The sequence below is a fragment of the Fluoribacter gormanii genome (assembly GCF_900156395.1).
Classification (GTDB): domain Bacteria; phylum Pseudomonadota; class Gammaproteobacteria; order Legionellales; family Legionellaceae; genus Legionella; species Legionella gormanii.
Map to the genome: position 1 here is coordinate 38,802 of NZ_FTNL01000008.1, position 12,795 is coordinate 51,596.

Here is a 12,795-nt window from a genome sequence, read left to right on the forward strand (position 1 = left end):
CCATTTCTGCTAGGGCGTAATACTCAATCAGGGATAGATTTTCCGCCCTCGCGGGAATGACAAATCTGCATCCATCCAATTCAAGTCGAAATGATCTCAGAATTAACAATTCAGCTCATTCTTAACCTCTGGTTCATCTTGTTCTGTTTCCTGTTTGCTGTTGGTAGCAAATAGCCCTAATTTGCTGCACGTTGCTTCATAATAAAGACGTACCCTTTGATATTGCCGGCATACTATTTCTTGTACTGCCGTGGGTAACATTCCTATGGCCCCATAGACTTTAACATTACCACTGGGCTTTTTATCTGCAGGATATTTTTTTACAGCGGCTACAGCTTCCTGTAAATCACTAATGAATTTATCTTCAAAATCTTCAACTAAAGTATGTACGTGGGTTAAACATAAATGAAATCCATCGGGTTTTTGCAATAAATTCAACTTCCAACCTCGTTGTTCTAATTCATCAGCAATTAAATGTGGATTTAACGTGTCGCTGCGAAAACCCAGTATAGACCATTGCGGATTCCCAAAAATAGAGATATCTCGTTTGCCTGATTCATTTGGTTTATGAAGTTGTTCAACCCTATCTTGCAGGCGTTGGCGCATTGCTACGATACTCTCGGAAATTTCCTGATATTTTTTACGCCCATAATATGAAAGCGTGGTATATATTTCTGCAATTCGTGCGCCACTGGTTGAGCCGTCCAAAATACCTGGAGTAGTATAAAGCCCACCTGACCAGTTTAACGCGGCATATACTGATAAAGCAGGGGAGTCATCACGAAACAGGCAAACAGAGGTTCCTTTAGGACAACATCCATATTTATGTAAATCGGCGGAAATGGAGGTCACTCCCTTAACGCGAAAATCCATAGGATTCTTAGAGGTATCAAGAAAAGCAGTTAAAAATCCTCCTAAACAAGCATCAACGTGAAACGGAACTCCCTTTTCTTGTGCTAATTGGCCTAACTCACTAATCGGATCATGAATACCATTCATAAAAGATGGCGCAGAGCCAACGATTACGGCGGTATTGCTCGAAATATATTTCCTCATTTCACTTGCATTAACTGCGCCTTTTTGGGGATCAACTGGAACAGTGATAAGGCGGGCTCCTGTTAAATCTGCAGCTTTTTTAAATGCGGCATGTGCTGTTTCAGGAACCACAATCTCGGGATATTTGATCCCTTTAGCCCGCGCGTGAATTACATAAGCTGCCATTGCTTCAATAATGCTTGTCGAGCCGCCATGTGTGATCAAACCATAACCATCTTTAGAACCACCAAATAAATTTTGGCACCAGCGAATAATCTCAGCTTGCATTGCGATAACGCGTGGCCATTTGTCATGCAAAGGATTGGTTAAGGCAGTTTTAGCATATACTTCCTTAAGCAATTCGGTAAGTTCTTGAGGATGAACCGCATATAGTGCCCCTGAATCTTTACCATCTCCTTGTTGTACAGTAAATTGTCTTGCCTCATCGTTCTCTTTTACTTCAGCAAAGTTAAAAAGACACTGTTCTGGATTAATATCAAATTCTTTTAAAATCAAATCTGGTGGCGTGTGTTCTTCAGGAATTGTGTCTTGTAATGCCATTGAGGAGCGTAATTCCATTAGTTTATCTTTGGTACTCTGGAGATCTTTATTCAGCTCTTTGTCTATGTATGCTTTTACTTGAGGTAAGTTTTTACCCAGGCCATAAGTTATATCAATCACTCGTTGTTTATATGTACTATTATTTCGCGAACGATAAGCCTGAGCAATTGCAGGATATTGCTGCCATAGAAAATAAAGAGCGGCGGTAGCAAAAACAATTTGATGAGCTGGTGTGTCTTTAAATGTATCATCAAATCCATCAAGACCTCTATTTAAGAGTTCGGTAATATAAGTAAACATAATCAGAACATCCTTTTATTTGAATCGAGTGCGCATATTAAACTTTTTTAGCGGATTATGTCACGAGAAGATGACTTTTTGCTTCACAATCGCACTCAAGTTACACTGTATTTTTTACGTAGAGTACGCACCGATGAAATTAAGATCACATAATCTTTTAACTTGGGTACCTCATCTTTTTCTGTTTTATAAAGAAAAAGTGTTTCGGAAATTATTACCAATAACAATAATTATTATCTTGTATGCAGTAATAATTGCTTGTTTTTTTGAAAACGCGACCCGTTATAGCGTTGGCCAATTTCATCTGATTTTTAGCTTTATCTTAACAATAATTATTAGTTTTAGAGTAAATACCAGTTATGCACGCTGGTGGGAAGGACGAATTTTATGGGGGGCGATTAATAATAATTGTAGAAATTTAGGTTTAAAGTTCGATGCCTTTATAGGATTACACAAATATCCTGATTTTTATGAATTGTTAAAAAAATTACCAATTATTATCAAAGCCCATTTACGCAAAGAAAGTAAAGAAATTCAAACTGAATTGCTTTCCCTATGTATTCATGAGTTTGAGGGAAAACATCCCGTTCTTTTAGTAACGCAAAAAATGTATCGTATTCTGAATCAATTACGCCAAGAAAATAAGCTGCAGCTGGAGCAATATTTGACTTTAGATACTCATATGGCCAATTTGATTGATATGACAGGCGGCTGTGAGCGAATTGCCAATACTCATGTCCCTTATGCCTTCGCCTTTTTTGTGAAACAAGCAATGCTTTTTTATGCCATCATGTTCCCATTCGGCTGGGTCGATACATTCGGTTTTTTGATTATTCCCATGATGGTTATGATCGTATATATTTTATTGGGTTTGGAAATATTATCCGAGGAATTGGAAGAGCCGTTTGGCAAAGATGACAACGATTTACCTTTAAGTACGATTGCAAAGAATATTACTCGTAACATTGAGCAAATAGCAGAAACCAGGGAAATATGAATTTCGATAGGTCACATTTCGTCTATCTGTTGTTATATGATCTTGAAAAATATAAATATATAGGCTAGTTTTTTAATGTAACAATTTAATCCTAGGCTGTAAGATCCAATATATATTGAGAGCAACAGTCCCAAAAAACTTCATATATAATTCTGAAGCTATAATGTTCGATATGAGATAAGGAAGACTCAAATGACAAATAATGTTACATCGGATCATGAACATTGCCATATACATCCAAATAAACGTATCTCCTGGACCGCCATTTTTGTTGGTGCGTTAACTGCAGTAGGTCTCAGTTTTTTATTGAATCTTTTCGGAATTGCTATCGGATTAAGTGCTTTTAAAACGATGAGTAATGGATCTGTTATAGTAGTTGTTGGTGGTATGTTGGGAATCATTGTTGGTGTGGTGATTTCTACGCTTGTAGCAGGTTATGCGGCAGGTTATTTAGGACGCCTATATTGTCCCGAACGTAATTTGGGAATTATTTACGGTTTTATTACCTGGGTTATGGCTTTAATCTTGGGGGCTGCCCTCATAGGACTTTTAAGTCAATATGTAGTAACCTATACCAATTCCATTTCTCGTACTGTAGTAGCAGTTCCAATTACAGTGAATCAAATCTCCACTCCTGTGGGTACTACCAAAATTTCTTCTTCAACAAAGAATGGTCAGAAAGAAGCTATAGTAGAGGTTAATGTGACCCCAACAAATCTTGCTTCGGGCGCATATATAGTGTTTGCACTGTTTTTACTGGGCGCTATATTTACTTGTGTGGGCGCCAGTTGGGGAATGCGTTGTAAGAGGGATGATAATTAATTTTCGGGTAGCATATCATACTGCATTTGCCCACATCCTGGGGATATAGGCAAATGCGCTTATTATTTGTCGCAATTAAAATCATAGGGAAATACGACGGATACACTATTTTCCGGACCATTTAAAACAACATATCCTGCTTTTAATACACATTGACCAATGGATGAGCCTTGCAAGGTATAACCTGGAGTGGAGTACACGGTTGCACTGATTGTCAGAGGGGCTGGAGAACAAGGTATGTTATCTATAAATTGAGGTCCTTTTCCACCCATTAGGGTAAGTGATTTATTTAACCCCAGCTCATTAGAAGTTACATTAAATGCGACATTTTGATCAAATGGTATTGGTGGTGTAGCCACAGCAACTTGCACTTTACAACTCATATCTCCGTCAGCATAAGCAGGAAGAAAAACGGATAAGTTGATAATAGAAAGAGTGGTCATCATTATTTTTTTCAACATAAAAAACTCCTAATTTTGAATATGATAGGGGGCTATCTAATGAGCTATTAAATTACACAGGCTCTATAGAATGATTTATTGCTTGATGCATACCTGTACGAATGTTGATAACATAAGATAGGTAAAAAATCTACCAATTTAGAAAAAAAGATAATGTATAGGCAATTTTGTGAACACCATTGGGATGGATTTTATTCGATTAATTTATTAAATACATTTTAATTAGAATTTTTTTTGAACTGACTATAGGAGTTAAATTAGAATGGTGATGGTTTGAATAAATAAAGAGAAATAATGACCGCAACCATTCTTAAAAACCGACAGTTTGCCCAGATTGTGCTGATGATCTTTATTGGGATGAGTTGCATGGCTCAAGCCTATGCATTTTTACCTAATCCTAGGCAAACTCACCCGACAGCTTCTTCTGTTCAGGTAAGGCACAATCGGGAAATTATTGTGTTAATACATGGTTTGATGCGTACTTCTCTTAGTATGTGGCCATTAAAAAATTATCTAAAAAGACAAGGGTACGATGTTTATTCCTATAGTTATCCCTCTCCAAAATACAGCATTCAAGAACATGGTATTTATTTAAGTCGATTTATTAAAAATTTATTAGCAAGAAATCCAGGTGTTAAAATTAATTTTGTGACTCATAGTCTTGGCGGAATTATTACCCGCGAGGCGTTATCGAGCTTGTCACAAAAACAATTAAAAAATATAGGGAGCCTCATCATGTTGGCACCACCAAATCAAGGGTCAAAATTAGCAAAACTCTCTACGACGATGTTTCCTATGCTCACTTCTCCAATAAAACCATTGGCTGAATTGAGTTCAGAGCAATCATCCTATGTTCATCATGTGCCTGTCCCAAATATTAAAATAGGAATAATTGCTGGGCGTTATGATGCAAAAGTACCACCTGAGTCTGCTCGTTTGGAAGGTCAAAATGAACCGGTTATTGTTAATTCCAATCATACTTTTATTATGAATAATGCAAAAACAAGACAATTAATTATGAGTTTTTTAAAAAAAGGGTCTTTTGTTGAAGTCGCAGAGCGATAACTCGCATATGTTCGAAATGAAGTCGATCGGTGAATAAGGCATGAACACTACTCTTACGGTTACCAAATTGCCATGGCCTTGTTCAGATCCTCTTCTTCTGGCTCTGCGCCCCAATCATAATCGGTCCCTTCATCATAACCTCGAAATAAAGAACTCAGCGTGCGGATTATAAAAATAACAGGATGAATGGCAATACTGACCAGGCTAAGTGCAGTACCCACTAAGTCATCAACAAGATTTAAAGCGTGGCCTGGTAAACTGGGCCAGGAAAATGGATTTAAAAGACAAAAAGGAGTAATTAACACACGCATTAAGAATGCGGTGAAGTCATATAGAGCGCGAAATATATGGCAGAAAAAGCTGGTAAATGCATCAAGATGAAAACCCAGATTATAATAAGGATAAAACTTAAACTCTGCATAAATTGCAGCAGCCGCTGTGTATGTAGCGTTAAAAAATGTGCTCAGAATGATTCTCCTGAGGGACAACAGAGCGTCATCATATCCCATTTTTTATTTAGGCGCTACTGTTTGGATTCCCACATGAATGAACATTTTTATATATTTAAACAATCAGTTAGCGAGTGAATTTTAAAAACAAATTCGTTTTAAGCAGGGTAAAATGGATTGTTTTATTGTGAGGGGGGAACCTGGCAGAAAAAATATTATTTTACATACTTAATCGAGTTGATAGAGTATTTGTTTTCTCAAAAATGAGTTCCATAATTGATTGACTCAAGAGGTCACGCACACCTTGTTTTTTTTCTGGAGTGATAGCAGTGAATAAATTTTTATACACTTCATGTTCATCGCTAAATGAACTCGTGCAAAAGCCATTGATCTCTCGAAGATGCTCTTGCATGTATGAGATAGTATCTGTATTTTCATCTTTGGGCAGTACACTTTGCAATTCATTTTCAAGCTCTTCAACATTTGCATAGGTTGCTAAAAGTAATAAGGTATCAAACACTTCAAGACGATTTGCTCTCTCGGAAGTATCAGGAGTTTTTTCAAAGATAGCGCGCATATAATCGATAAAGTGTTCTACTTTATTTCTCTCTCGCGTGATTTTTTTCAGCAAACGAGTGTTCATAGTTACTCCTGATCTAATAACGAATTATGTCGCATTAATTATTCACTCTATACATTATAGATGCAAACTGATTTTTAAGTGAATTCAACATTCTTTGTTCTTATCTGTCGGGTTTCGGATTGACAATTAATGATTTTCTCGACGATTAAATCAATTTCTTCATGCAGCAAACATTCTTTCTGAACTGCTTTTAAACTTCCGAGTTGCCCATACAATAAAAGCATTTGCAATAAGGCTTTTTCAGTTTTATTTTCTTCGATTTTATTTTTGACTTGCTCTGGGTCAAGAATTTCCATAACGAGCTGACCATTAGTTTCTTTTTTGACGGATAAACAAGGCAATTTATTTTCACCCTGTACGACAATTTTAAATCCATGATCCATAACTGCGAATAATGAATCAATCTGAAACTCAGGATGTTTTAATCTGTCTAAAAAAAGATGTTGGTCGTTTTGGGCTCTAACATTAACGCGTGCCTTATTGAAAAAAGAAGCTAAATACATCAAGGAACCTTGAGTATGGTTAATTGTAAGTGTCTTTTCTCCATGCGTGTCCACAGTAGCAATCAAAGGAGGAGTCATGCCACGCGGTACATTAGTATTATAAAAAGCAATGGTCGTATTGGGAGCACAACAAGTTAATAAATTGAGGCTTGCTGTTTTATGCATATGAAGCAGGCTGGTGGTGTTAACGTATCGACCTTTATCAGCTGAACCGCTTTCTTCTTGTTTTGCTCTATCATAACAGCGTTTGACAACTTGAGACATATCATCCAAACACGCACAGACTACAATAGAATTATTATTCTTTTCTACTAAAGCTTTTTGTGATGATTTGTAGGTCACGCCATCGACAATAATATTAGGTCTTTTATCTTTTTGGGCTAAAATTCGTTCCTCAACAAGTTCGCTGATTAAATATGCGCTGTCTTGGGTGCGAATAAAGGCCTGCTCTGTTTCTCGTTTTTCAAATTCTTCCGTAAATGGCATAAATATGCCTCGATAATCATCTGTGGCTAAGGATACATAATCCTTTCGTTCTTCCTTTGTGATATATAGATTGGAAATGGAACTTTTACCGCTCGCTGCAGGGCCTAAAAAAACAAAATCACGATTATCAGTCAATGAATAAATTGGTTTTTTCTCAAGTTTATATTTTTGCACAAAACGGTCCAGATTTTGATCCAAAAACTCGGACATTTTTTTATTGACCAGTTGTTTTCGGACCTTATTTTCTTCCATTATCAAAAATGATTTGAATTTGGATTCGTATTCGAGGCTGTCCATGGTTAAGGACGGATGTAATTGTTGTATTCGTTTTTGGGCATTTTTAATACACTGTTGATTTACTTCAGTTTCGTTAAGTGAGTCATGAATAATGGACCAGTTAATCACCAATGAATAGGTTTGGCCTGCATCCATGATGTCATGAAATAATTTTTGAGCGAGTGTGTTTACCTCTTCTGTATCAACTCGGTAATCGGTAATTAATCGCGCAGCGAGATGAAGCATCAATGCTGTTTGCATTCTGGGTACTAACACGTCAGTTAACCATTCTTCATGAGCGATATTAGCGTGTGCTAATTGTTCCTGAATGTCACCTTCCATAAAATGAGGTTGTAATATACGATTGTACGTTTCCTGTAACTGTCTTTCTCGAATGCTCCATCGATTAAAACCTTTCAGTGTTAAAATATGCCTCATATTGAAGTGAGCCAAAGCCGCTTCCCTTACTTCGTTTAATCGCCCAGGAATTAATTTGAACGAACCCTCAGGAAGTTCTAGCTTTTCGTCTGATAATTTAAGGGATGCTACTTCAGGTCTCAACGTTTCTAATTCCAGCAGTTTATGGCCATCACGAGTGTGTCGAGTGATTCTGATGCCGCTGAGTTTTTTTGAAGATGGCTTTAATTGAGCAGATGAAACTGATTCTGATTGATGAGAATGAAGAATCTCAATTAACGGTTTTTTCTTGGGCGAATGGGTTGTTACTGGTTGTTCCTGACTTAACGGAGTTGGTAGTTTCACCAAAGATTTAAAGGTTGAAGATTCATTATGCTTTTCATTATAAAATTTAATCCCCGAGGTAATCACTTCTCGTGTAAATTCACTTACTCCCTGGATTTCTCCATCTAGGTTTCCTGGGATAACATCAAGTATTTCATTATTACGATTATAGAGGATTGTCATGACATAATCATGAGGATCAACATGGGTATAAGCTATTTCACCTAATTTTGTTTTTCCTACTCTTTCTGCAAAAGGTTGTGAATGAAATGATTCTTTTCCTCGAACAATATAGAGAATCTTTACATCATGCATACCACCAAATTTAAGTGCAACATCAAATTTATCCGTAACGGAACGTGTTCCATCAACGCCCGTAGCAGCCAAGGTTACGGCTGCTCCGGAGCGAATTTCATGTTTTTTAATATTATTTTCTTGCCCGGATAATAAGTGACTGTCAGCAGAATACTCGCCAGTTCGGGTCATTTTTTTTGCAAAGAGCACGGTTTCCTCTAGGGAGTCAGTTAAATGACCGCCTCTAAAAACAACAGGTGCTTGTGTCATGTTTAATTTATCATTTTGATAACTCTGTACGGAGTGATAACGATGAACATCTTTTTTGAGATATGATGTAAGTCTCATCTTAAGTTGTTCTCTAAAGACAAGAGGAGCCGGTAGAACGGAACCATCTTTATCTGTTAAAAAAGAATGGTCATTTTTATTTTTTATATCGCGAACTGAAACAAAATTTCTGTCATTAACTAATCCACTAACCAACTCGATTAAATGCAATTTCCAAATTTTATCTTTATCAGAGCTGTCGGCAACATATTGAGTTAACTTCTCATCAGATGAGTTGAAGATGATTTTTTTGATGAAATTCTCAAAATTACCGACTGTTGAAGGTAGATCTTCTCCTGGTTTTAAAAGAGGGGTGCTGTTATAAAGCTTCTTAAGATCTTTTAAATGAACGAGCAAATGATCTATTTTTTCATCTAATTCCTTGTCTTTTGCATTTGGATCATCCTCAAGGCTGGCAATTAGTGCTGTAATTTCTTTCATTAAAGCACCAATCGCCTCGATTTCTTTTTTAAATTCTTCATTTATTTCTGCAGGATTAGTCATTTGTTTTATCCAGGCATCTAATTCCTGGTTATAACGTTGACATGTTCCTGAAACCAAAAGATCTTTTAAGCGATCTAAATTTCCCTGATTTAACCATTGATAAAGATTAAATTTATATCCCTCATCCTTAACCAAATCGACTGCCGGTAAATGAGATAAAAATAAGCTTGAACCGATATCGCTTTCCAGAAAAGCAATTCCCTTATCTCTTAATGCTACAGTACTAAGTGCAATATCTCCTGTATGACCTCTTTGAGATGTGACTTTCAAAAGATCCTGTAGATGACTTTTCAGTTCTTCCTCGGTGGTTTGCTCATTCACCGCAAAAGTGCATTCACGAAAAGGGATTGATGCGGTAATTTCATTCCCAGCGACGTCAACGACTGTATAGCTCAATTCATCTTGGAGTAATGTGACATATAACGTATTTGTTTGCAGTGGTTTTTTGGGAGGCTGTAAACTTAAATCATAGCTAATTGCCTGAAAAAAACTTGATAGCGATTTACTATCGATTTCTACAGGTGCTGCAACATGATTGCTTTTTATCCTGCCTTTATTAAACTCTGTAGCAAGATATTGAGTAAATGACTGAAGAAAAGATTCATATAATGGCTCGTTTGCCAAAAAAGTGACGAACTGATAATAATCATCTTCTTCTGTTATCTTCTTGAAATTAGGGAAGCTCTTGTCTAATTTATTTTGTACATACAAAAATTGAGTAAATACTTCATCAAATTGCTCCAGAGTTATAATTCCAGCTGATTTTAAATTTTCCAGACTAAGCTTTTTAGATTTTTTTGCGGTAATATGTAGCGCTAATTTTTCTACAAAAAGGGAGTAACGTGGATTGTTCTGTAATTTATCAATAGCATTTTGCAAACACTCCTTATGAAATACATCTTCTCCTATACTATGAATTATTTCATTCTGAATATTAATTTTTTGTTTTTGAGCGTCTTGAAGAATAACAAGAGCAACCTCTGGAGCTATATTATCCCATTGGTAAATTATCCCGTCTTTTGTTTGCTGAGAATAGCTGGTAGCAGATAAGCCAAGTGCACTACGTAAAGTACGATGATACTCATATCGAGGTAGATCGCTATCAGTCAAAGAATCAAAGTTTATTCGTTGCTTTGAGTATATTATCGGCATAATTATATCAAAATGTATAAATTATAAGCTATAAATTAGCATAATATTATTAAGATTTTATTAATATAGACCTTTTCGAGCAGGGTTAGCGGTTCAAGGGCAAAAGAAGTTAATAAAAAATGATATATTAGGGACTGTATCTTTATTGGATTGTTAGTAATATCAAATTTGTAATTGTGATATAGAACGTAGCGCAATCAACTGCGTTCAGGCAGCAGCATAGCCTGGCTATGTATAAGCGAGTATTATTTAAATGTACAAATTCCCTTTATAAAAAGGTATCGGATGCATTTATATATTTTCATTAATATCGATTAGCTTTAGCTGTTTTAGTTTTGGAGTTAATTCATTAATACCGTCATGTTCATTACCATTGCCATGTACTAATATTATTCCGCCTTTAGTGATCAGTTGATGTTTCGCTATCCATGCATCTGCGCCTAGAGGTAATAAGCCAAATTGTTTTATTTTCATAATTAACTTTTTATCAGATACCAGTCCTGGAAATCTAAAAAATACAGATGGTATTTGATCTGCCTCTAAGAGATATTGCTCAGTTAATAGAATTTCGTTGTCTTCGTTAATCATCTCAGATAAAAGAAAATTTTTTGTATGGGGTAAATCATCATAATAAGGATGACTAAAAGAATGATTAATCCATGTAATTTTTAACTTGTTATTTTGTTGTAGTGATAATAGATATTTAAATTCTTCTTGATGCATCAGTAACCACAAGCCTGACAAGGAGAGAGCAATTGGAATAGGTTTTCTAGTCGCCATGGCGGCTAATTGATCAAAAAAGTCTTTTTCAAAAAAAACAGAAGATTGACACATGTCTATTGTTAATATGTTGCCCTCAACACCACTTTTAGCATGGGTAATCCCATAATTTTCAATTGTGTATGGTTTCGCGGTATATTTTTGCAGTAATTGATAATAATTTGTTCTTTCAATTTGCCATTGAGCATAATCACCAAGCCGATTATTGTTTTTGCCATCGGTCAGAGAAATTTTAGCAATGGGAACAACGCTGGTTGCTAAATTATTTGTGTTAACAATTAGAAACGAAGGTACGTTATTTCTCTTAAATACACGTATTGCAATCGAGAGAGTACCATCTTGCGTGTAAACTGGTACATAAGTACGTTGATAATCACTGACAGTAATATTTGTTGTAGCGTTTGCCGATGTGGCGAGAAAAACTAATATAAATAGAATAAAACGATACATTAATAAACCTGTGAAAGATTGTGGCTTTAGCGTAACTTCGAATCGTATTAATTGAATTATATCCGTAGATTGCTGTGGCAGGGAAGCGTTGTAGTGAGGCAGTAATCACTAACCCCTAACCAGCAATACCGGAGTTTTAGATATTCGTATGAGTTCCTCTGCAATACTGCCGGTAAGTATATGATGAATGCCACGGCGACCATGAGTACCAATCACAATTAAGTTAGCAGATAATGCCGTTGCTTCATCAACAAGTTTTTCGGCAACTTGTGCTTTAGAAGGAGTTAATTCGGTGAGTTTCATTTCAAACTCTACTTTCGAACGACTGAGAATTTTTTTCATTGAGTTTAGAACTTCCTGTCCTTGTTTTCTTGTTAGCTCAACAAATGATTCACGATCGACATCTCCTTCATACAGTGTATCAATGATATGAATTACACATAGCTTGGAGTTTTGATTCTTCGCGAGTTTGATGGCTTCTTTTAGTGCTAGAGTGGACGCTTTACATTCATCAACTGCTACCATAATTTTTTTGTACATAAATAAGACTTCCTTGCCTGTATTATATATTTAATAATACATTAGCTTTGCTTGCTTGCAATAATTCCTGCTGGATATCTTTGGCTTTAATTAATTATTTTGCAAATATTGTGCTCGATTGGATCAGAGGTTTGTTGTAATGTGATGAGGATTAGTGATTTTTTATGGGATTTGAACGCGTTTTAGGAACCTTTATTGATCTATTATGGTTTGTTTATGACATCTATATATGACTTTACCTGTAGCAATCTCGATGATTTCTCCTTCAGCTCCTGAATGTTCCAAATCACATTTTTCAGTCAAAAGTATCATTAATGACTCAATATTTGATCCAGTTGTTGAAGAAATAATTTTTTCCTCTATTTTAATTCTGGCTTCATAAGGATCCTTCTCTTTAGCTGAGTTCATA

11 protein-coding genes are annotated in these 12,795 nt (G+C 36.0%); 3 read left to right on the forward strand and 8 right to left on the reverse strand.

Annotated features, from left to right (window positions below):
* Window positions 1-102: 102 nt before the first annotated feature.
* Window positions 103-1,896, reverse strand: a complete 1,794-nt coding sequence (locus BW930_RS06680; protein WP_058468642.1) for a pyridoxal phosphate-dependent decarboxylase family protein — start codon at window positions 1,894-1,896, stop codon at window positions 103-105.
* A 133-nt stretch (window positions 1,897-2,029) separates the two neighbouring features.
* Between BW930_RS06680 and BW930_RS06685 the strand changes: the two genes are divergently transcribed.
* Entirely contained in the window at window positions 2,030-2,893 is an 864-nt protein-coding gene (locus BW930_RS06685; RefSeq protein ID WP_058468643.1) for a bestrophin family protein, read from the forward strand.
* Between the two features lie 192 nt (window positions 2,894-3,085).
* The gene (locus BW930_RS06690) at window positions 3,086-3,715 is read left to right on the forward strand and encodes a hypothetical protein (RefSeq protein ID WP_058468644.1); all 630 of its coding nucleotides are present in this window, start codon (window positions 3,086-3,088) and stop codon (window positions 3,713-3,715) included.
* A gap of 62 nt (window positions 3,716-3,777) precedes the next feature.
* On the opposite strand, the gene BW930_RS06695 is transcribed toward BW930_RS06690, so the two are convergent.
* A complete protein-coding gene (locus BW930_RS06695) occupies window positions 3,778-4,176 on the reverse strand; it encodes a hypothetical protein (RefSeq protein ID WP_058468645.1) in 399 nt (132 codons plus the stop codon).
* Between the two features lie 294 nt (window positions 4,177-4,470).
* On the opposite strand from BW930_RS06695, the gene BW930_RS06700 reads away from it, so the two are divergent.
* Window positions 4,471-5,241, forward strand: a complete 771-nt coding sequence (locus BW930_RS06700; protein WP_058468646.1) for an esterase/lipase family protein — start codon at window positions 4,471-4,473, stop codon at window positions 5,239-5,241.
* A gap of 59 nt (window positions 5,242-5,300) precedes the next feature.
* Here BW930_RS06700 and BW930_RS06705 read toward each other — a convergent pair whose 3' ends face one another.
* The 6 genes from BW930_RS06705 to BW930_RS06730 form a co-directional block, all read right to left on the reverse strand.
* Window positions 5,301-5,750, reverse strand: a complete 450-nt coding sequence (locus tag BW930_RS06705) for a hypothetical protein (protein WP_238587887.1) — start codon at window positions 5,748-5,750, stop codon at window positions 5,301-5,303.
* A 160-nt stretch (window positions 5,751-5,910) separates the two neighbouring features.
* Window positions 5,911-6,333 (reverse strand): hypothetical protein, encoded by a 423-nt coding sequence (locus BW930_RS06710; protein WP_058468647.1) that lies wholly within the window; start codon window positions 6,331-6,333, stop codon window positions 5,911-5,913.
* 74 nt (window positions 6,334-6,407) lie between these two features.
* Window positions 6,408-10,616 (reverse strand): DEAD/DEAH box helicase family protein, encoded by a 4,209-nt coding sequence (locus BW930_RS06715; RefSeq protein ID WP_058468648.1) that lies wholly within the window; start codon window positions 10,614-10,616, stop codon window positions 6,408-6,410.
* A 291-nt stretch (window positions 10,617-10,907) separates the two neighbouring features.
* A complete protein-coding gene (locus BW930_RS06720) occupies window positions 10,908-11,846 on the reverse strand; it encodes a polysaccharide deacetylase family protein (RefSeq protein ID WP_058468649.1) in 939 nt (312 codons plus the stop codon).
* A 108-nt stretch (window positions 11,847-11,954) separates the two neighbouring features.
* A complete protein-coding gene (locus tag BW930_RS06725; RefSeq protein ID WP_058468650.1) occupies window positions 11,955-12,386 on the reverse strand; it encodes a universal stress protein in 432 nt (143 codons plus the stop codon).
* A gap of 192 nt (window positions 12,387-12,578) precedes the next feature.
* Window positions 12,579-12,794 (reverse strand): hypothetical protein, encoded by a 216-nt coding sequence (locus BW930_RS06730; protein ID WP_058468651.1) that lies wholly within the window; start codon window positions 12,792-12,794, stop codon window positions 12,579-12,581.
* Between the last annotated feature and the right edge of the window lies 1 nt (window position 12,795).

Coding starts and splice junctions, on each gene's coding strand:
- BW930_RS06715 (WP_058468648.1), bottom strand. CDS start 10,616: ATGCCGATAATATACTCAAAGCAACGAATAAACTTTGATTCTTTGACT.
- BW930_RS06725 (WP_058468650.1), bottom strand. CDS start 12,386: ATGTACAAAAAAATTATGGTAGCAGTTGATGAATGTAAAGCGTCCACT.
- BW930_RS06695 (WP_058468645.1), bottom strand. CDS start 4,176: ATGTTGAAAAAAATAATGATGACCACTCTTTCTATTATCAACTTATCC.
- BW930_RS06710 (WP_058468647.1), bottom strand. CDS start 6,333: ATGAACACTCGTTTGCTGAAAAAAATCACGCGAGAGAGAAATAAAGTA.
- BW930_RS06720 (WP_058468649.1), bottom strand. CDS start 11,846: ATGTATCGTTTTATTCTATTTATATTAGTTTTTCTCGCCACATCGGCA.
- BW930_RS06685 (WP_058468643.1), top strand. CDS start 2,030: ATGAAATTAAGATCACATAATCTTTTAACTTGGGTACCTCATCTTTTT.
- BW930_RS06700 (WP_058468646.1), top strand. CDS start 4,471: ATGACCGCAACCATTCTTAAAAACCGACAGTTTGCCCAGATTGTGCTG.
- BW930_RS06730 (WP_058468651.1), bottom strand. CDS start 12,794: ATGAACTCAGCTAAAGAGAAGGATCCTTATGAAGCCAGAATTAAAATA.
- BW930_RS06705 (WP_238587887.1), bottom strand. CDS start 5,750: ATGGGATATGATGACGCTCTGTTGTCCCTCAGGAGAATCATTCTGAGC.
- BW930_RS06680 (WP_058468642.1), bottom strand. CDS start 1,896: ATGTTTACTTATATTACCGAACTCTTAAATAGAGGTCTTGATGGATTT.
- BW930_RS06690 (WP_058468644.1), top strand. CDS start 3,086: ATGACAAATAATGTTACATCGGATCATGAACATTGCCATATACATCCA.